Annotated in this window: 19 protein-coding genes and 1 tRNA gene; 10 read left to right on the forward strand and 10 right to left on the reverse strand. The window is 48.4% G+C overall.

Going from position 1 to position 19,797, the window contains the following annotated elements:
• The first annotated feature begins 39 nt into the window (after positions 1-39).
• Positions 40-597 carry a hypothetical protein gene (locus FHS56_RS07590; protein ID WP_166919341.1) on the forward strand — a complete coding sequence of 186 codons (558 nt, stop codon included), beginning with the start codon at positions 40-42 and terminating at the stop codon, positions 595-597.
• Positions 598-682: 85 nt separating this feature from the next.
• Positions 683-1,252: an NDR1/HIN1-like protein gene (locus FHS56_RS07595; RefSeq protein WP_166919343.1), complete on the forward strand. Its 570-nt coding sequence runs from the start codon at positions 683-685 to the stop codon at positions 1,250-1,252.
• On the opposite strand, the gene FHS56_RS07600 is transcribed toward FHS56_RS07595, so the two are convergent.
• On the reverse strand, positions 1,249-4,242 hold the full coding sequence (locus FHS56_RS07600; protein WP_166919345.1) for a glycoside hydrolase family 3 N-terminal domain-containing protein: 2,994 nt from the start codon (positions 4,240-4,242) through the stop codon (positions 1,249-1,251). The two genes, FHS56_RS07595 and FHS56_RS07600, sit on opposite strands and share 4 nt — an antisense overlap.
• A 151-nt stretch (positions 4,243-4,393) precedes the next feature.
• On the opposite strand from FHS56_RS07600, the gene FHS56_RS07605 reads away from it, so the two are divergent.
• Both FHS56_RS07605 and mutL read left to right on the forward strand, forming a co-directional pair.
• Positions 4,394-4,729 (forward strand): hypothetical protein, encoded by a 336-nt coding sequence (locus FHS56_RS07605; protein WP_166919347.1) that lies wholly within the window; start codon positions 4,394-4,396, stop codon positions 4,727-4,729.
• Between the two features lie 5 nt (positions 4,730-4,734).
• Entirely contained in the window at positions 4,735-6,645 is a 1,911-nt protein-coding gene (gene mutL / locus FHS56_RS07610; protein WP_166919349.1) for a DNA mismatch repair endonuclease MutL, read from the forward strand.
• Positions 6,646-6,701: 56 nt separating this feature from the next.
• Here mutL and FHS56_RS07615 read toward each other — a convergent pair whose 3' ends face one another.
• On the reverse strand, positions 6,702-8,171 hold the full coding sequence (locus FHS56_RS07615; protein ID WP_166919351.1) for a S1C family serine protease: 1,470 nt from the start codon (positions 8,169-8,171) through the stop codon (positions 6,702-6,704).
• Positions 8,172-8,375: 204 nt separating this feature from the next.
• Between FHS56_RS07615 and FHS56_RS07620 the strand changes: the two genes are divergently transcribed.
• A tRNA-Asn gene (locus FHS56_RS07620) sits at positions 8,376-8,449 on the forward strand.
• Positions 8,450-8,721: 272 nt separating this feature from the next.
• Here FHS56_RS07620 and FHS56_RS07625 read toward each other — a convergent pair.
• Together FHS56_RS07625 and FHS56_RS07630 are read right to left on the reverse strand one after the other, a co-directional pair.
• Positions 8,722-9,354: a DUF4290 domain-containing protein gene (locus FHS56_RS07625; RefSeq protein WP_166919353.1), complete on the reverse strand. Its 633-nt coding sequence runs from the start codon at positions 9,352-9,354 to the stop codon at positions 8,722-8,724.
• 11 nt (positions 9,355-9,365) lie between these two features.
• Positions 9,366-11,618 (reverse strand): ATP-dependent helicase, encoded by a 2,253-nt coding sequence (locus FHS56_RS07630; RefSeq protein ID WP_166920198.1) that lies wholly within the window; start codon positions 11,616-11,618, stop codon positions 9,366-9,368.
• 117 nt (positions 11,619-11,735) lie between these two features.
• On the opposite strand from FHS56_RS07630, the gene FHS56_RS07635 reads away from it, so the two are divergent.
• The 3 genes from FHS56_RS07635 to FHS56_RS07645 all read left to right on the forward strand — a co-directional run bounded on the left by FHS56_RS07635 (position 11,736) and on the right by FHS56_RS07645 (position 13,542).
• A complete protein-coding gene (locus FHS56_RS07635; RefSeq protein WP_166919355.1) occupies positions 11,736-12,446 on the forward strand; it encodes a WG repeat-containing protein in 711 nt (236 codons plus the stop codon).
• A complete protein-coding gene (locus FHS56_RS07640; protein WP_166919357.1) occupies positions 12,376-12,834 on the forward strand; it encodes a WG repeat-containing protein in 459 nt (152 codons plus the stop codon). The genes FHS56_RS07635 and FHS56_RS07640 overlap by 71 nt, the downstream gene beginning before the upstream one ends.
• Positions 12,835-12,966: 132 nt before the next feature.
• On the forward strand, positions 12,967-13,542 hold the full coding sequence (locus tag FHS56_RS07645; protein ID WP_166919359.1) for a DJ-1/PfpI family protein: 576 nt from the start codon (positions 12,967-12,969) through the stop codon (positions 13,540-13,542).
• A gap of 324 nt (positions 13,543-13,866) precedes the next feature.
• On the opposite strand, the gene FHS56_RS07650 is transcribed toward FHS56_RS07645, so the two are convergent.
• The gene (locus tag FHS56_RS07650; protein ID WP_166919361.1) at positions 13,867-15,129 is read right to left on the reverse strand and encodes a cystathionine gamma-synthase family protein; all 1,263 of its coding nucleotides are present in this window, start codon (positions 15,127-15,129) and stop codon (positions 13,867-13,869) included.
• A gap of 145 nt (positions 15,130-15,274) precedes the next feature.
• Between FHS56_RS07650 and FHS56_RS07655 the strand changes: the two genes are divergently transcribed.
• Positions 15,275-15,868: a DUF3109 family protein gene (locus FHS56_RS07655; RefSeq protein ID WP_166919363.1), complete on the forward strand. Its 594-nt coding sequence runs from the start codon at positions 15,275-15,277 to the stop codon at positions 15,866-15,868.
• A 17-nt stretch (positions 15,869-15,885) separates the two neighbouring features.
• On the forward strand, positions 15,886-16,803 hold the full coding sequence (locus FHS56_RS07660; protein WP_166919365.1) for a hypothetical protein: 918 nt from the start codon (positions 15,886-15,888) through the stop codon (positions 16,801-16,803).
• A 7-nt stretch (positions 16,804-16,810) separates the two neighbouring features.
• Here FHS56_RS07660 and FHS56_RS07665 read toward each other — a convergent pair whose 3' ends face one another.
• The 5 genes from FHS56_RS07665 to FHS56_RS07685 form a co-directional block, all read right to left on the reverse strand.
• Entirely contained in the window at positions 16,811-17,161 is a 351-nt protein-coding gene (locus tag FHS56_RS07665; RefSeq protein ID WP_166919367.1) for a hypothetical protein, read from the reverse strand.
• A 149-nt stretch (positions 17,162-17,310) separates the two neighbouring features.
• The gene (locus FHS56_RS07670) at positions 17,311-17,730 is read right to left on the reverse strand and encodes a BrxA/BrxB family bacilliredoxin (RefSeq protein WP_166919369.1); all 420 of its coding nucleotides are present in this window, start codon (positions 17,728-17,730) and stop codon (positions 17,311-17,313) included.
• A gap of 30 nt (positions 17,731-17,760) precedes the next feature.
• Entirely contained in the window at positions 17,761-18,102 is a 342-nt protein-coding gene (locus tag FHS56_RS07675; RefSeq protein WP_166919371.1) for an SUF system Fe-S cluster assembly protein, read from the reverse strand.
• Between the two features lie 14 nt (positions 18,103-18,116).
• On the reverse strand, positions 18,117-18,536 hold the full coding sequence (locus FHS56_RS07680; protein ID WP_166919373.1) for a SufE family protein: 420 nt from the start codon (positions 18,534-18,536) through the stop codon (positions 18,117-18,119).
• A 20-nt stretch (positions 18,537-18,556) separates the two neighbouring features.
• Positions 18,557-19,795, reverse strand: a complete 1,239-nt coding sequence (locus FHS56_RS07685) for an aminotransferase class V-fold PLP-dependent enzyme (RefSeq protein ID WP_166919375.1) — start codon at positions 19,793-19,795, stop codon at positions 18,557-18,559.
• Positions 19,796-19,797: the final 2 nt, after the last annotated feature.

Below are 19,797 nucleotides of genomic sequence, written 5' to 3' on the forward strand. Positions count from 1 at the left end.
CGTCCGTTTTTGCTAAATTCATAAAAACAGAATAGCCCTATGAAAACATTCAGTAAACTATTACTGCTCTGCCTCCTGTGTGTCTTCGCTCAACACACACAGGCACAACGATTCAGCCTGCGAGACAATCAGCAAAGAACCGGAGATACCCTCTATCTCCGCCTCACCGGTAAAAAAAACGGTGTGTCTTATATCGAGAAGATTCAAGACGCTTGGCACCTGCGGGAACCGGGAGAAATGGGTGATTCGCTCTTTATTTACTACCAAATATCCATAAACATATACAAAAATAACCCTAAAATTCCCTATGCCAATTTTTCATCACTATTTACACCCATAGACATCCGCATTATCAATCGCCGCAGAATGCCCACACACAGAGAAGTACCACTCCAAGACCTGAAAGGGCTACATATACTTAGCCCGGATGAGTTTCATGAGCTAATAGTTCCTCACCGCAAAAAAGAACTCCCCTACGACTGTACTGTTTACCACTATCTGAAAAACAAAACCGTTTATGTCGTAGAGGAACTCCCGGACAAGGCCTACCTCTGGCTTGTGGTGCCAACTTATCCAGCAGATTGTATAAAGTTCTAAACCCCGCCGCCCTTTCACGGGCGGTTTTTTTGTGTATTTTTAAGCTTTGTGTAGAGGTTCATAAGTTTTAAAACAAGATTGCCCCATGAAATACCGCCCTCTTATTGCTTGTGTTTGCGTGTTGTTACTTGCCGGTTGCCGCAGCCTGCGCGACATGAAAAACTTCTCCCGCTGTGAGTTTCGTTTGGAACGTATCGAAGCGGTTCAATTGGCAGGACAGGACATCACCGGCTTGCAAAGCTGGAAAGAGCTCAACATGCTTCAGGCCGGCAACATTTTGCGCCATGCCATGCAGCAAAAACAACTGCCTTTACAACTCACCTTCCGCCTGGCAGTGTATAACCCCAACCAAGCGCGCGCCGCACTCAACCGCATCGACTACGAACTGTGGTTGTTCGGTAAAAAGGCAGCTACAGGCAGCTCCGGACAACGCATGGAAATAGAAGGCGGACAAACGGCCTCTTTTTCCATGAGCATAGAAAGCGACTTGTGGGCACTATTCCAAGGGCAAGACGCGAAAGAAGTTGCAGAGAAAGGCTTTCGCTTGCGCCGTGCCGACGGCAAAGCAGGCGATGAGGTAGCGCTGCGCCTCAAGCCCTATATCCGTATTTTCAATAAACAGATTGCCTATCCCGGCTATGTGCACCTGCCTTAGCGGCGCGGTTGAACGTCTTGCTCCAGTAGCTTTTCCAACTGCTGCGTAGCAAAAAGAAAAGCATGCTCCATCAGCGAGCTGTACACTACATCTGACACTCGGCGCCGCACATGCCCGGTAACCAACTTTTGGTTGTCGGCAGTAGGGTGCACCCGGTTCGAAAGGAAAACAATCAGCAGGTTGTAGGTGGGGTCTGCCCATACCACAGTACCCGTAAAACCCGAATGCCCATAAGACAGAGGCGAGGCATAGCGCGAAATATAACTATACAATTGACCTTTTGGGGGCTTGTCCCATCCCAAACCGCGGCGGTTGTTCCGCTCTTGCCGTGCAGAAAAGAGAGTAACGGTTTGCGGCATCAAATAGCGGCGCCCTCCATAATAGCCCATCTGCAAATACATCTGCATCACCTTTGCCAAGTCATTGGCATTGGCAAAAAGCCCGGCATGCCCTCCTACGCCCCCTTCCATGGCAGCAAAGGGGTCATGTACGTGCCCTTGCAGCATTTGTTTACGAAACTCAAGGTCGTCTTCGGTAGGTGCAATCAAGGTTTTAGGATAGCGCAAAGTGGGGCGATACATCAAACGATAAGCGCCTAACGGCTCATACAAGTTCTGAGACAGAAAACGGTCTAAAGGTTGGTTCAACTGCTTTTCTGCTATTTCCTTCAACAGATAGAAACCTAGGTCACTATACACAAAAGGATACTTACCTTGTCGCTTTTTGAGCATTTCCGACTCGATAACCCATTGCTTCAAAGAGTCGGGCAGCGAGCGATGAGCATACATGCGGGCGGCTACCTCTATGGGGTAGCTTTCAGAAAAGCTATTGATATAGAAATGAGGCAGCCATTGACCAGAGGCATCCAACGTACGTTGCCAAAAAGGAATAAAAGCTTTGAGCCCTGCCTGATGGAGCAGCAAATCATAAATAGTTACTTCCCCCTTGGGGTTGCCTGCCAACTCTGGCAGATAATGCTTGATGGGCGTGCGCAAATCTATAAAGCCTTGTTCATAAAGAAACTGTATGGCATAAAGAGTGCCTGCCACCTTCGACACCGAGGCGATGTCGTAGAGGTCACGCAGCGTGACGGGGCGCTCGCCGAAATAAGTAAAGTGTCCGTAGGCTTTATGCCACACCACCCGCCCGTTACGTGCTACCAGCAACTGCCCCCCCGGCATGGCTTGCTGTTTTATGGCTTCTTGCATCAGGGCATCTACTTGCCTCAGTACACGGCTATCCAAGCCGGCAGTTTCGGGCACTTCTGAATATTGCAGCCTTTGCAGCTTGGGCGTGATGATGCCGCTGCCCTCACGGAATTTGCCTACCGACACCGGTAAACGCCCTTCAAAGGCAAGCGCCCCAAAGATGGCTTGTGGCACGGCACGCAAGGTCTGGGGGGTCTCTTCATAGGCGCAAATCAGGTGCTCCATGTCTTCCAGCTGCGCAAGAGCATAAGGGCTGCCAAATACAGCCACCACTACCTTGCTTTTTTTCTGCAGTTCTTTCAGAAAGCGAAGGGTCTCCGGACTGATGCCAAAGGTGGACTTTGGGCGCCAGTTCATATCAAAAATACCTACCACAAACAAAGAATGACGCTCTGCATTTGCCAGAATTTGATTGTAGAGGTAAGCGTTTCGTTTGTCTTCTTTGCCAATGGCATAATGAGTGAAAGAGGCATACAGGTCGAGGTAGTCCTGAAACTCATTACCATCGGGCAGACCTATGCTTACCGACGCCATCTCTTCGAGCTCTATATGACGGACAGGCAACAAGTCATCCTCGTTGCGCAGCAGGGTCAGGGCTTTTTGATAGGCTTCTTCTATCAATGCCCGATACACCGGCTTGTGCAGGTCTTCTTCTATACCTGCTGTCTCGATGCGCTGGGGTGTCCTAAGTCCTAAATCATATTTGGCAGACAAAATGCGCCTTACATGCACATCCAAGTCTGCCTCTTTGAGCTTACCCTTTTTCACTGCTTCTTCTATGTAGGCTACTGCTTGGGGCACATCCTGTGGAAAGAGCAACACATCATTGCCGGCTTCCAAAGCCATCAGTTCTATTTCACCGGCTTTAAAATAAGCACTTACCCCTTTCATATTCAGGGCATCGGTAAACAAAAGACCATCATAGGCAAGGCGTTCACGCAACAAATCGGTTACCACTGGTCGAGACAAAGTAGTAGGACGCTTGCTCTTATCCAAAGCCGGAATGTAGAGGTGTGCCACCATCATACTCTTGACGCCGCCTAAAATCAGCTCCTTGAAGGGATAGAGCTCGAGGGTATCGAGGCGCAGACGGCTGTGTTGAATCACTGGAAGCGCATAGTGGGAGTCGGTGTCGGTGTCGCCATGCCCGGGAAAATGCTTGGCACAAGCTATCAAACCGTATTCCTGCATGCCACGGGCATATGCCAGCCCTTTGGCTGCCACTCGGTATTTATTTTCCCCAAAAGAACGATAGCCTATCACCGGATTGGCGGGGTTGTTGTTGATATCGACTACCGGCGCAAAGTTGATATGAACACCTATACGACGACACTGCTCAGCAATTTGCTTGCCCATCTCGTAGATATAAGCATCGTCGCGCAGGGCACCTAAGGTCATCTGTCGAGGATACGACAGGGTACTGTCGAGGCGCATACCCAGTCCCCACTCCCCATCGATGGCTATCCACAAAGGCACTTTGGCTATTGCCTGCAGCCGGTTGGTGATGAGCGCCTGTCGCACCGGACCTCCTTGAAAAAATATCACTCCACCGATGTCATAGTCTCTCACGAGTGTTTCCAATACCTGCACGTGCTGCTCGTCTTTATTCGAATACGCCGCCACCATCATCAGCTGCCCTATCTTCTGGCGCAAACTCATGCTGCGCATGACACTGTCGACCCAGCGGTCTTTGGTTTGCACTTCTGTTGCAGCTGGGTGAGTGGGCGAAAAGAAGGTTGGTATCCATAAAGTCAGTAAGAAAGCTCCAAATATTCGAATCATTGAGGTGCATCAAGTTTTTAACAATAAGTACTAACCGCTGTCAATTGCAAAGAACGGATAAAGGTAAAACTTTAGTAGGTTTGCAAAAAAGCAAATAGTTTGCAACTTTTGAAGTAAAAGAAATCGTTGTGTTTTAAAACACTCAAACATCATGCGCTTTTTTCTGTTTAAACTGCCTAAATACAAACGTTTTCACTTTGTTACCCGCTACTACGACCCCGAAAAAGAAGAAAGAGCGCAGCGTTACGAACGTATTTTGCGGGCGGCAGCCCCCAATACTTCCCCCGAACAAGTCAAGGAGTCGATTCGTGCCTTTTACCGACGCCGTCAAACAAGCAGCCCCTCCCCGGTTAAGACGCGCGGACTCTATATCAGCGCCATTGCCATCAGCACTTTGGGCTTTTTGTATGTTGGTTTGTGGGCATATTTATTTGCCGCATTAGTTATCACTGCCGACTGGTGGCGTCGTCGTAGCTCAAATGCATGAAGCCTATGACAGACCGTATTCGACTACTTCCGGACAACATAGCCAATCAAATAGCCGCTGGCGAGGTGGTGCAGCGCCCCGCCTCGGTGGTAAAAGAGCTGCTCGAAAACGCCATCGATGCCGAAGCCACACACATCAAGCTGATAGTAAAAGATGGGGGCAAATCGCTGATTCATGTCATTGACAACGGAATAGGTATGTCGCCCAATGATGCACGCATGAGCTTTGAACGGCATGCTACCTCCAAAATCAAACACGCCGATGACCTTTTCCGTATCCGCACGATGGGCTTTCGCGGCGAGGCGCTGGCTTCGATAGCTGCCGTTGCACAAGTAGAGATGAAAACGCGGCTGCGCGATGCCGACTTGGGCACCTTGCTGCGCATCGAGGGGTCGGAACTTATCACTCAAGAAGAAGTCATATGTCCGGAAGGCACCTCTATTGCGGTGAAGAATTTATTTTTTAATGTGCCTGCGCGACGCAAGTTCCTCAAGTCCAATGCCGTAGAGATGCAGCATATATTCCAAGAGTTTTATCGGGTGGCACTTGCCCACCCTTCCATCCATTTTGAGCTGCATCACAATCAAGTGGAAGTGTACAACCTGCATCCGGGCAAACTGAGTCGTCGCATCGTCGATTTATTTGGCAAACAGTATCGCCAACTGCTCATCCCCTGCAAAGAAGAAACGCCCACAGTAAAAATACACGGATACATAGGCACCCCCCAACAAGCCAAAAAGACACGCGGCGAACAATTCTTCTTTGTGAACAAACGCTTCATCAAGCATGGTTATTTGCATCATGCTGTGATGCAAGCCTATGCCGATACCCTCTTGGAAGGCACTTATCCGTTCTATTGTCTTTTTATTGATATAGACCCCGAGCAGGTGGATGTGAACGTACACCCCACCAAAACTGAGGTAAAATTTGAAGACGAGCGCACCTTGTATGCCTTCATGCTTACGGCTGTGCAACGAGCACTGGCAACCCACCATATCAAACCTTCGCTTGACTTTGAAATAAGCATCAACTTTCCGGAGTCGCTGTCCGACGTGCGCAGCCTCCACAACAAGAAACCAAGCGAGCCCGGCTCTTTGGCTTCGAGCAGGCAGAGCGAAAGCCAAGACTTTCAATCCAAACAATCGAAGCAAGCAAGCAAAGACTGGAAACGTCTGTTTGAGGATTTCGAAGCTGAACAAACCCTTAACATACCCTTAGAAGGCGAAGAACTGGAGCTGTTTCAAAAGATGCAGCAACGCGAGCAAGAGCAACAAAAAAGCAAGGTCATCAAGGTAAGCAGCCGGCTCAACCAAATAGAGGATGAGGAAGAAGAGGCTAAACAGGCATTAAGCCCCGAAAGCCAACCTGTGTTTCAATTGCATGAGCAATACTTGGTGTCTCAGGTCAAATCGGGCTTACTGCTCATCAACATCAAGGCAGCCAAACAACGCATTTTGTATGACCGCTTTTTGCAACAGATACGTTCAGGGAAGCGTTTTGCCCAACAGGTGCTTTTTCCGGCGCGTATCAGCCTGCCTACAGCCGACCGCACTTTATTGCAAGAAATAAGTCCCCAACTGCAGCAGGTGGGCTTCGAGCTGGAATTCTTGCAAAGTGGGGAGGTATTGGTGCGCAGTGTGCCTTCGGATTTGCAAGACGAGCCGCAGCATATCCTTGAGTTTTTTTTGGAACAATACAAGCAAATGCATAACGACTTCAGCTTAGCACAGGATGAAAAGGTAGCGCGTACCTTAGCCGCGCGAGCGGCACACCGCTTACCCAAGCGTTTGTCGCAAGAAGAAATGCAAAGTATGATTGCGCAGCTGTTTGCCTCCAGCAATCCCAACTTCTCGCCTTATGGCGAACGCATCTTGGTTATCCTCGATGCACAGCAAATCGCAGCTATGTTTGAATAAAACGGCAGTAGTATCACTTCGCTTCTTCCTTCCCCTTAATCACAAGCCGAGCACCGCTACCATTCAATGGGATAGTATTGTCGGCTTCCACCCGGATAGATTCCCTCCATATACAACACGTGGCGGTGTGCCTCGGCACTACGCAGCAGTTTCGCCAGTTGGGTGGCATCCTTTATTTTTATTTTTTTACCGTTGATGCTCAGTTCCGTTACAATAAAGCCTTTCTCCAATCCAGCATTGAACAAAGGACCGGGACGCAGTTGCAGCAGGCGGGCACCACCTTCCAACTCGTAGCGGCTCATTTCCTCAAGACTGAGGCTTTCCCACTCACCTCCTAATGCAAATACATGCACATTGTTTACTTTCTTGGCAAGTGCTAAACCGCCTTTTACATTGCGCAGACGAGCCGTTACGCTACGTTTCTTGCCATCGCGCAGAAAGGTAATTTGCACCGTCTCACCGGGATAATGCAAAGCAATGCGCTCCTGCAACTCCGACATATTGCGTATGGGCAGGCTGTCCACTTTCAAAATAATGTCGCCGGGCTTCAAGCCTGCTTCTTCGGCACCACTGTTGGCATTGACTGCCTTCACCAGCACGCCATTGAGGTGCGTGAGCTTGTAGGCACGTGCGGTTTCTATATCCAAGTCTTGAATCTGCACGCCCAAAATGGCTCGCTGCACTTCGCCATATTCAAGCAGGTCGTAGGCTACCTTTCGCACCAAGTTGGAAGGCACGGCAAAGGAATAACCCGAATAGCTGCCCGTCTGGCTGGCAATGGCAGTATTGATACCAATCAGCTCGCCGCGCAGGTTCACCAAAGCCCCACCACTGTTGCCGGGGTTCACCACCGCATCGGTTTGCAGGAAAGACTCTATCTGCAAGCCGTTTTCTTCACGTATGATGTTGATGTTTCTTGCTTTGGCACTGATGATGCCGGCGGTTACCGTGAAGCTCAAATCGAAAGGGTTGCCCAGAGCCAACACCCATTCACCTATTTGCACTTGGTCGGAGTTGCCAAAAGGTAAAAAAGCCAGATTGTCGGCATCTATTTTCAGCAGCGCGAGGTCGGTGCTGGGGTCAGTGCCTATGACTTCTGCTTCAAAATAACGCTGGTCCCATAGCAAAATCTGTATTTCGTAAGCTCCTTCCACCACGTGATAGTTGGTGATAAGGTAGCCATCTTTGCTAATAAGCACACCCGAGCCGGTGGTAGTGCGCGGAATCTTCAAACTACGGTCGTGGAAGCTGTAAAAAAGCTCTTCTTCGGCTTCAGAAGAGCGCATGCGCGATTTGATGTGCACGATGGCAGGGGCTGCCTTGTTGGCTGCTTCCAAAAAAGCCTCTGCATCCAGGACTTTCCCTTTGGCGGCAGCTACCGGGCGTGCCGAGAAGTCGGGCTGATGAATCAACGCCTCCGGCTTGGAAGGGCTATTCCACCACTGGAAGAGCAGCAAGACCACGAGAGCGCCCGCTACACCTCCGGCAAAAGGGCTAAAAAGAATATTTTTGATTCGGTTACTCATTCTTTATTTCTCTGGTTTATTAAAACGGCATGACAGCAGAAAAATAACAAAAAGCATGCGAAAAACAGCTGCTCAAAGTTAATTATATAACATATTGATGAACAATTGGTTGCCGTAAAACAAAAAATTTTTTTAGCAAAATGCTTGCACAGTTTTTTCAAAGCGCTTAATATTGCATCAGAATTCGAGAACAAAGAGCAAGACTCCTCAGTAGCTCAGCTGGTTAGAGCACCTGACTGTTAATCAGGGGGTCGCTGGTTCGAGCCCAGCCTGGGGAGCAAAGAAGCCCGCAAAAAAGCGGGCTTTTTTCATTATGCTGTCTTTTGCTTCTCACGGGCTTATCTCTATGGCATATTTTGCCGAAGCAATTACCTTGAAGTGCAGGCAACGACTCTGGCTTTTGGGCTGCTTTCAGGGCTTTTAGGATGGCATTCACAAAAAAACTTTTCTAACTCAAAATACAAGCAGCTTACAAAACAAGAACAACAGTGCCGTCGAAAAAAACAGAAGCCCGCATCTTCTCTGCAGATACAGGCTTGTATTTTTGCTGTTAGCGGCGTTTTCTTTTTTTCTTGATTTGCTTTCCGTTGCTATGTCCGTTGCTGTTGCGGTTTTTGTTGTTGCGCGCACTCAGGTTATCGAAAAGCTCTAAAGCTTCCACTTCTTCCAATGAAAAAGGCAATTCGCTGCCGACCATCTCTTGCAAATGCTGGTATATGACTGCATTCTCCACGCTATCTTGATTCCAAGCAAGGCTTTGCATCTTCATGAGGCTACCAATGTAGCCAAAGGTAACTTTACGTTCTTCCTCGTCTTCTAATTGCTTAGCCATTTCAATAAGGCGTTCGATGTTGCGCCCATAGTGTTTGTATTTCAAGTCTGCCTGAGGGTAAGGTACCGGGTCGGGGCGTCGGTTCAGCTGTTCCGGGTCGGGCATAGGAAAAGGCGCATCCACATCTAAACGGAAATCGGTCATGATGAACAAATCATCCCATAATTTGTTGTACACATCTTCGCCATCGCCATAGTTGGGCAATAAATCTTTCATAAGCTCCACCAAAGCATGGGCATAGTCGGTGCGTTTTTGGCGGTCTTCAATGGTAAGCAGATATTCTGCCAGCCCTTGTATGTTGCGCCCATATTCGAGCAACTTCAAAGGTTTCTTTTGCTGATATTCGAACATAGTTTTTGGGTTTACTTGTTGGTATGTACTCTTAGTTTGGCAAACTTGAGCAGCAGCGTCTTTTGTCCGACTTCTTCGAAGTCGATAACCGCTTTTTTTTCATCGCCGCTGCCTTCCAGACTCAATACCGTGCCATAACCAAATTTTTTATGCTCTACTCTTGCGCCCTCAACGACCAAATGGATGTCGCTGGGCTGAAAGTCTGCCGGCGGGCGATAAGTGGCGCTCTTGATGGCACTTTGGTTCTGTTTGTATTGACGGATGGCGTCCGCCAAGCCGGTATCGGACTCTTCTCTGTATGCACGAGAATTGTAGGGGCTTGTGCCTCGCCAATCAAGATATATCGGTGAAATCTCTTGCAAGAAACGGCTGGGCGTCCGTTCCATCAGTTTGCCATAGATATACCGTTTTCTGGCAAAAGAAAGCGTAAGCCGTTCTTTTGCACGTGTCATGGCTACATAGAACAAGCGCCGCTCCTCTTCGAGGTCTTCTAATGTAGCCGATGAAATGTAAGAGGGGAAAAGCTCTTCTTCCATACCGGCAACATATACTTGGCGGAACTCCAATCCTTTGGCGCCGTGGACCGTCATCAATGATACAGCTTCTTGGTCGTCATCAGCCTCGTCTGCCGAAGTAAGCAAAGCCACCTCTTGCAAAAAAGCACTCAGGCTTTTGTCTTCCCTGTTGGGGTCTTGTACAAACGCCTGCACCCCATTCAAAAATTCTTGTATGTTTTCATAACGGACGATGCCCTCCACGCTCTTGTCTTCATAATACTCTTTGAGCAAGCCCGAGCGCCGTACGACTTCGGTGGCTACCTCGTAAGCATCCCGCTCTTGAATCATCAGTCTGAAAGCTTCCATCATCACAGTAAACTCTTCGAGGACGCTGAGCGTGTTGCCTTTCAGATAGCGATTTGCTTGCTTCAAAGCCCCCCACAGTCCTAAACCTTCGGTGCGGGCAACTATCAGCACTTTATCGACGGTTACATCGCCCAAGCCTCGCTTCGGAAAGTTCACAATACGCTTGAAAGCCTCTTCGTCGTTGGGGTTGAGTGCCAGTCGCAAGTAAGCCAGAATGTCTTTGATTTCCTTGCGCTGATAAAACGATATGCCGCCTATGATGCGGTATTTGATGCCAGCGCGACGCAAAGCCTCCTCAAAAGCCCTCGACTGCGCATTGGTACGATACAAAATAGCAATTTCTTTGTTGGACAACTGTTTCTTAAACTTCTGCTCTTGAAGGTCATCGACCACCAAGCGAGCCTCTTCGTTGTCGCTCCAAGCTTCTATCACCTTAATCAATTCTCCCCTGGGGTTGCTTGTCCACACTCTTTTGGGTAGTTGGTGTTGATTGTGGGCAATCACCTCATTGGCTGCCTCCACTATCACCTGTGTAGAGCGATAGTTCTGTTCGAGCCGCACCACCACCGCTTCGGAATAGTCCTTTTGGAAGTTTAGAATATTGCGTATGTCGGCACCACGAAAGGCATAAATACTCTGAGCGTCATCGCCCACCACGCCTATGTTGCGGTGCACGTTGGCAAGCTTGCGTATAATCCAATACTGCGCCAAGTTGGTGTCCTGAAACTCATCCACCATGATAAACTGAAAACGGTGCTGGTATTTGTTTAGCACGTCGAGGTGGTCCCGAAAAAGGATGTTAGTATTGAATAGCAGGTCGTCAAAGTCCATGGCGTTGGCTTTGAAACAACGCTCTTGATACATCTTGTAAATAGTGCCCATATGTGGGCGTTGAGCAGCTTCATCCTCTGCCAGAAAAATAGGATTTGACAGATACTCGCGGTAAGAAATCAGGCTGTTTTTTAGGAGCGATATCCGCCCATGCACATACGCCGGGCGATACAGCTTGTCATCCAGATTCAGCTCTTTGACAATGCTTCTGATAAGCGAATGCGAATCATCGGTATCGTAAATGGTGAAATCACGACTATAGCCCAAGCGCTCGCCTTCAATGCGTAAAATCTTGGCAAAAACCGAGTGAAAGGTACCCATCCACAAACTGCGCGCTTCGGTGCCCACGATGCGCTCGATGCGTTCGCGCATTTCGCCCGCTGCTTTGTTGGTAAATGTAAGTGCCAAGATTTGAAAAGGCTCTACGCCCAGTTCCATCAAGCGGGCAATACGCAAGGTAAGCACCCGTGTTTTGCCTGAACCTGCGCCTGCAATCACCATCAAAGGACCTTCTATATGCTCTACGGCTTGCCGCTGGGGTTCATTCAATGTAGCTAAATACTGCTCCATGCTGTGTTGTGAATTCATGGGGGCAATTTACGAAAAACAAAGCACTTCAAGCAGCTTCACTCCTCAACGCTTACTTTTGAGGCAATTGCTCTTTATTTTACTCGAAAAGCATTTGTTATGACAAAGCATCAGTTGCTACTACTTCTGCATTTGCTTTTTCTTCCATGTCTGTTCATCAGTTGTTCCAAAAGAAGCCTCCCTCAAAGTGAAAGTGTAGGGTTTTATCCTTATCGCCAAGGCGAATATTGGGGCTTTTGCGACCGAAAAAAACAAATACGCATTCCCTGCCGCTACGATTACGTGGAGCCTTTCTGCGAAGGGCTTGCCAAAGTAAACTACAAGGGCAAATGGGGCTTCATCGACCGGCAAGGGCAATGGGTCGTCCCTCCACAATACGAGCTGGTGAGCTCTTTTAAGGATGTTTATGCCGTCGTTACCCTGAACAAACTGCGGGGCATCATTGACCGCACAGGCAAGGTAGTCGTGCCCATTCAATACGAAACTGTAGAGTTGTTTTACGAAGGACGCGCACGCGTATCACGCAATGGGCTGTGGGGATTTGTAGATACACAAGGCAAGGAAGTCATTCCTTTGATTTATGAAGAAGTGGGTCCTTTTTGCGAAAGTATGGCACCAATACGCCGCAAGGGACTTTACGGATTCATCAACCTGAAAGGGAAAGAGGTCATACCACCACAATACGACGAGGTAGACCTCTTCCGGGAAGGGCTGGCTCTGGTAAAAAAAATATACCTCCTTGGGCTTTATCAACAAAAAAGGGAAATGGGTCATTCCGCCACAATACGACCATGCCGGCAGCTTTCATGAAGGCTTGGCTGTAGTGCACAATAACAAAGGCTACTTCTACATTAACCACCGCAATGAGCCTGTCATTGCGGGTCCTTTTGAAGTCGCTTTTGAATTCGTCAACGGCTTGGCAATGATACGCCAATCCAATCGATTCGGCTTCATCAACCGTCAGGGCGAAGTGGTAGTGCCCCCTGTGTTCGACGATGCATGGCATTTCGAAATGCCCTCTTTCACTTGGGTAGCAAAAGATGGCAAGTATGGATTTATCAACAGAAAAGGCGAAATAGTGGTGCCGCTCAAGTATGCAGAAGCTTATTTGGTCTCGGGCGAGGTAGCTGAAGTGCGTTTAATCAAAGGCAAAAGCGGCTACGTGGACATGCAGGGCAATGAATTCTGGGATAAATAAAACGCAGCGCCCCAAACCCCATGGCTTTCATACTAAAAACACAAAAAATTCACAGAAAACAAAAGTCAATCCGTTGACTTTCAAAGAGAAATAAGCTACATTATGAACATGTTCAACTAAACTTCTACAGTCATGAAAAAAGTACTGCTGCTTACCGGCGACTATGCCGAAGACTACGAAACCATGGTGCCCTACCAAATGCTGCTGATGGTAGGCTACGAAGTGCATGCTGTCTGCCCCGACAAAAAGAAAGGAGACAAAGTGCGCACTGCCATCCACGACTTTGAAGGAGAGCAGACCTACAGCGAAAAACCGGGACACTGGTTTACCCTCTCCTACTCTTTCGATGAGGTAAAAGCCGAGCAGTATGACGGCTTGGTCATTGCCGGTGGACGAGCACCCGAATACCTGCGCCTCAATCAGAGAGTGCTCGACATTGTACGCCATTTCTTTGAAGCCGACAAACCGGTAGCTGCTATCTGTCATGGCATACAAATACTCACTGCTGCGGGGGTAGTCAAGGGGCGTACCTTAACCGCCTATCCCGCCGTAGGTCCAGAAGTAACGCTTGCCGGGGGTCATTTCAAAGAAGTAGCCGCCGACCAAGCCGTAGTAGATGGTAATCTGGTAACGGCACCTGCGTGGCCTGCCCATCCGGCTTTCATCCGTGAGTTTTTGAAACTCATGCGCGAAGAAATCCCTGCCTAAGGGCAAGTTAAAGGCTATTTGTGCCCATGAACTCCAACAGTGGTTCATGGGCTTTTTATTTTACAGCATCTGCACATGCACTCCGATGATTTCGGCATGCATGCACCCTTCTACAATCTTGTTGTAGGCTTATACTACCCGATGCACCAGCACTGGCGCCTACTCCGAACAAATTGGTAGCATAGTCTTCTGCCGTCGGTTCTACCAAACTGAGCAATACCACATGCAAATGTTGCCCAAAAGGCAACTTCACAGCTACCGCCTTCTAAAAAGCTGTGCAGCACTCTGTTGAACATTGCCGCCGAGGGGTCTTAATACATCGGGTCATCTATCAACCTGCTCGAGCGCTTGCTTCAGGTCCCAAATAAGGTCATCGGGGTGCTCCACACCTACCGACAAACGTATCATCTTGTCGGTAATGCCCATTTCGGCTTTTCGCTGTGCAGGCACACCGGCATGGGTCATGGTGGCAGGATGCTGCGCCAAAGACTCGGTACTTCCCAAGCTTACTGCCAGCTTCACCAGCTTCAGGCTATTGAGCATCCGGAAAGCAGCTGCTTCGCCCCCTTTCACATCGAAAGAGAGCATGGCTCCTGTGCTGCTGCATTGCTTACGGAAAATGGCATATTGCTGCGGCTCGTGCTCTTCGCTCAGAAAACCCAAATAATGCACCTTTTCTACCTTGGGATGCTCACGCAAAAACTCTGCTACCACTCGGGCATTTTTAGCCTGCCGCTCCATACGCAGCTGCAGGGTCTCCAAGCTGCGCAACAGCAACCAGCCTGTCCAAGGTCCCGCCATGTTGCCCAGAAAAGTACGCAATACCTTGACTCGCTGCATATATTCGGCTTTGCCCGACACAGCCCCTGCAATCACGTCGCTGTGTCCGCCAATATATTTGGTTGCCGAGTAAGCCACTAAGTCGGCACCATGCTTAAGCGGGTGCTGCCAAAGAGGACCCAAATAAGTGTTATCGACAACCACCACCGGTTTGTGGTTATCGCTACTGAAATGCTCTGCCAAGCGCTTGCCCCATTCAATATCGTAAAGCGTATTGGTGGGGTTGGCGGGTGTCTCTATGTATATTATGCCCAAGCGTTTGCCTTGCAATGCTTTTTCAAGACGCTGCTGCAAGGCATCGTAGGTGTCTTGCCGGTTCCACTCCAAAGAACTGATGCCATATTTAGGCAGGATTTCTGAAATGAATTGGTCGGTGCCGCCATATAAAGGATTGGTATGCAAAATCACATCGCCGGGCTGTAAAAACTCAAGCAAAATGGTAGTAATTGCCGACATGCCACTTTCAAATACGGCACAATCATCGGCTTGGTCCCAAAGCCCCAAACGGTCTTCGAGTATTTCAAGGTCGGGGTTGTTGATGCGGCTGTAAATCAAACCCAGCTGCTCTCCTTTGTTGGGCTGACGCAAACCATAGGCAAGCTCAAAGTGCGCTTTGCCCTCCTCGGCAGTTTTGAAGACAAAAGTAGAGGTCTGGAAGATGGGGCATTTCAGTGCTCCTTCCGACCACTCAGGGCGGTAACCGTAAGACATCATTAGGCTTTCGGGACGGAAGTCCGGCTTATCCATAACTTTTTGAATTTTTTATTGAAAAAATAGCATTTAAGTGCGTCCAAATGTAAGAAATTTTGCAAGATATTAGTTTGATATTGGCGCTTTTCATTGTACTTTTGAGTAACACCTTTCGTAAAATGCAGTCCGCTCTCTTTGGTTTATGATTATTGTAGGGAACGTATATCTGTCTGACGACATTGCAGAGGAGTACTTTGTATGCGAACTTTCTGCTTGCAAAGGGGCTTGCTGTGTAGAAGGCGACGCCGGCGCCCCTTTGGAAGAGGCAGAGTGTGAAACTATAGCCCAATTGCTGCCTACGGTGCGCCCTTACCTTTCGCAAGAAGCGATAGAAATAATAGAAGCGCAGGGTACTCATACCATCGACCAAGAAGGCGAACTATCAACCCCTATCTTACCCACTGGCGAGTGTGTTTATGCTTTCCGCGACGAGCGAGGGCAACTCAAATGTGCTTTCGAACAAGCCTATCATGAAGGGAAGAGCCATTTCAAGAAACCCATTTCCTGCCATTTGTATCCCATACGCATCACCCACTACGATGAGTTTGACGCAGTGAATTACCATCGTTGGGAAATTTGTAAGCCGGCTTGTGCACATGGCAAGCAGTTGCGCGTGCCGCTCTATCGCTTTCTGAAAGAGCCACTCATACGGAAATACGGTAGGCGATGGTACGAAGAATTATGCAGAACCATCGCTATCCAGTTTGCTACTACTCAAGACAATGATTCCATTTAAAAAACATCACAAGAAAAATGAAAGCTGCTCGCCTTCCTATTACCGGCTTTTTCTTCATAATGGCTACTTTGCTTTTGCTTGGCTGCCAAACAGAGCAAGCACAGCGACAAACGGCAAAGCGCAAGCAAGATTTGTCGCCTGTCGATGCAGACGATTTGACCACCGACAGCAGCCGTTTTCAGCCACTCATCAGCGAGTTTATACCTGAAAGCAGCCTGCTGCTCGAAAAACTGCTGGAATACCCTGCCCAACTACAAGACGCCAATGAGCTCTTACAAAAAAAGTCGGTAGGAGAAACAGCCCGTCTGTCGCTTGCTGCGGCACTGGCATGCCGCCTGCATCTGGCATTGCTACAACAAAACAAATCGCAAGCCCTCGTTTACCAAAAAGCTCTACAGAGCTATGCCAAAGACCTTCAGCTTGAGTTTCTGTACCCCATTACAGATGCGTCTATAGAAGATACTCCCATAGATTCGCTTCTCACTTTGAGTCGCAAGGCACTCAACCAAGAGCAAGCCCAACGCTTCTTACTCAACTACTACCATTCGCCCTACCTATCAATTCGTTATGTGCTGTCTATGTGGTTAGAACAGTTGTATTTAAGTTGCTTGATATTTGAACACCACCCCAACGCCAGTTTAAAAAAACACTTGGCAGAACAAAAAATATATTTGGGTAGCCTTATGATGTATCTTTCTTTCTATGACCAGAATCAAAAGATACAAAGATTATATAAGCAGCTTGAAAAGCTGATGCAAGCATTCGAACCCATTACCATCACCTATGAATACCGCAAGCCCACCACAGAGGTAAAGGGCAACGTGTTGGTAGTGAAGCAAAATGACCTTATGAGTTTTCGAGTACAGGAAGGAGACATCATACACATAAGCGAGACCGTAGAGAAAATGCGCAATTATCTTCTACAACAGCCATAACACAGATTTAATGACCGGCTTCGTCGTCGTCATCATGCCAGATAGAGCGGGACGGATAGCGTAGCCGCCACTGTGCTTTCTCTTTTTCACGCTCAATGATAATGGCAGCCAGCGCCTCCAAATTGCCTTGCGCAAGACAGTCCTTTACTTTTTTTTCGTCCACATCTAAACGATACATAATCTGAAAAAAACGCTCGGGGGCGCGCTGCAAGTAATAGTCTATCACCTCACAAACCGCTTGATGCAGCGCAGCCCAATTGTGGGTGCGCACAGCCGGCACATCAAAGTCACGGTGAAACAGGCGTTCGGTAGTTTCCATAAGTGCCTGCGAGTCTTGCGGGTGGAGGTGATTATTCACTGCAGTTATATGTTTATGTTGAGTTTTTTAACAAAAAATTAAGCACTGTAGTTCATTTATAAGCCTTTATTTTCAATCACTTGTTTTGTCTTTTTACAATAAAAAAAGGCACCGAAGTGCCTCTTTCCTACGAGATATGACAAATTAGCTTAGCAAAACTCCTCAAATACGGCTATCAGGTGATTTGCCAGCATCTGAGCACTGCGCCCTTCAATATGATGGCGCTCGATAAAATGTACCAGCTCACCATCTTTGAACAAAGCAATAGAGGGCGAAGAAGGCGGATAGGGCAACATGTATTCACGCGCTTTGGCGGTGGCTTCTTTATCCACGCCGGCAAAGACAGTCGCCAGCTTATCAGGACGCTTTGGGCTCATCGACAGCGCCAGCTTGATAGCCGGACGCGCAGCCCCCGCCGCACATCCGCACACAGAATTCACCACCATCAGAATGGTGCCTTGATTGTTGTTTTCCAATAAGTCGACTACCTCTTCGGGCGTTTTACATTCTTGAAATCCTACTTCAGTGAGGTCGGCACGCATAGGCGCCACTAATTCTTCAGGATACATAGGGTTTTCTTTTTTTAAACCTAAACAAAATTAAAGCAATCCTAATTCAAGGCGGGCGGCTTCCGACATCATATCCATAGAGTAAGGCGGGTCGAAAGTCAGTTCTATCTCTACATCATTCACCCCTTCCACAGCTGCTACTTTCTGCTTCACTTCGTCGGGGATAAACTCCGCCGACGGACAGTTGGGCGAAGTGAGGGTCATCAGGATGTACACGTTGTTTACCGGGTAGATTTTAATGTCGTAAATCAAGCCCAACTCATAAATATCCACCGGTATCTCAGGGTCATACACTGTTTTGATGGCTTCGATGACTTTCTCTTTCAAGTCGGGGATATTCTCCAGATAGTTGCTTTTGTTTTCTTCGCTCATAGCATCTGCCTTTTTTATGGTTGACTGTTCACTGCTTCGGCATAAGCCTTCATGTGCTTAATCATAGATACAAGCCCATTGGCACGAGTCATCGACAGGTGCTGTTTCAAGCCTATGTCTTCAATAAGATGCAAGTTGGCTCGTGCTATTTCTTCGGGCTTGTGCCCCGACAACACCTTGATAAGCAAACTTACGATGCCCTTGACTATCAGGGCGTCGCTGTCTGCCAGAAAATACAACTTACCGTCTTTCATATAGGCATGCAACCAGACTTTCGACTGGCAGCCTTTCACTAGCTTATCTTCGGTTTTTAACTCTTCGGGCATGGGCGGCAGTTGCTTGCCCAGCTCAATCAGATAGGCGTATTTGTCTTCCCAATTGTCGAAGAGGGCAAAGTCCTCGGCTATTTCCTGTTGTATTTCTTCTATGGTCATGACTTCATTGATTCCTCGGTTTAACGAAGCATATTCGCCGCTTTTTTCAGGGCTTCGGCAAAGCGTTCCACTTCTTCGGGCGTATTGTAAACAGCAAAAGAAGCGCGACTTGTTCCTTCTAAGCCCAAACAACGCATCAGCGGCTGGGTACAATGGTGCCCCGTGCGAATGGCAACCCCCATATTGTCGAGCAGTACACCAATATCATGATGGTGCACCCCTTCTATGACGAAAGAAAGAATGCCTGCCTTTTCTTTTGCCTGTCCTATGACCTGCAAACCATCGATACGGCTAACCAAGTCGGTAGCATAGTGGAGCAGTGCCTGCTCGTGATGCAGCATGGCTTCTTTGCCTATCTGTTCCACAAACTCGATGGCATAACGCAGCGCAATAGCATCGGCAATATTGGGGGTACCGGCTTCATACTTAAAAGGCAGCTCATTGTAGGTGGTTTTCTCGAAGGTAACTTCTTTAATCATTTCACCACCTCCGTGATAAGGCGGCAGCTTTTCCAGTACCGAGCGCCTGCCATAAAGCACCCCAATGCCGGTAGGTGCATACACTTTGTGCCCAGAAAAGGCATAGAAGTCGCAATCTAAGTCTTGCACATCTATAGGTAAGTGCACGGCGCCCTGTGCCCCATCGATGAAAGTAAGCGCGCCCCGGGCTTTAGCCTTCCGAATCAGCTCTTTCACGGGGTTGATGCTGCCCAAAGCATTGGATATGTGCACTACCGACAACACTTTGGTGCGCGCACTCAACAAAGCATCGGCTTGCGCCGTGTCCAGCTCGCCATTTTCCTTAACAGGAATAACCTTCAAAGTGGCACCCGTACGCTCGCATGCCATCTGCCAAGGCACAATATTGGAATGGTGTTCCATAGCAGAGATGAGTACCTCATCGCCTTCCTGCAGCAAGCTGCGCGACAAACAGTCGGCAACAAGGTTGACAGCTTCCGTTACCCCGCGCACAAACAGTATTTCATCAGTGGAAGAAGCATTCAAAAAACGACGGGCTGCTTCGCGGCTTTGCTCATAGGCTTCGGTAGCACGCACTGCCAGATGGTGCGCCCCGCGATGAATGTTCGCATTGTATTGTTCGTAATATTGCTTCAAGGCTTCGATAACTACACGCGGCTTTTGAGAGGTAGCTGCATTGTCGAAATACACCAGCGGCTTTCCGTTAATGTGTTGATGTAGAACGGGAAACTCCTGTCTGATGGCGTGAACATCCAAAGTAGAATTTGTAAGGGAAGACATAG

This window comes from Thermonema lapsum (assembly GCF_011761635.1).
GTDB classification, from domain to species: domain Bacteria; phylum Bacteroidota; class Bacteroidia; order Cytophagales; family Thermonemataceae; genus Thermonema; species Thermonema lapsum.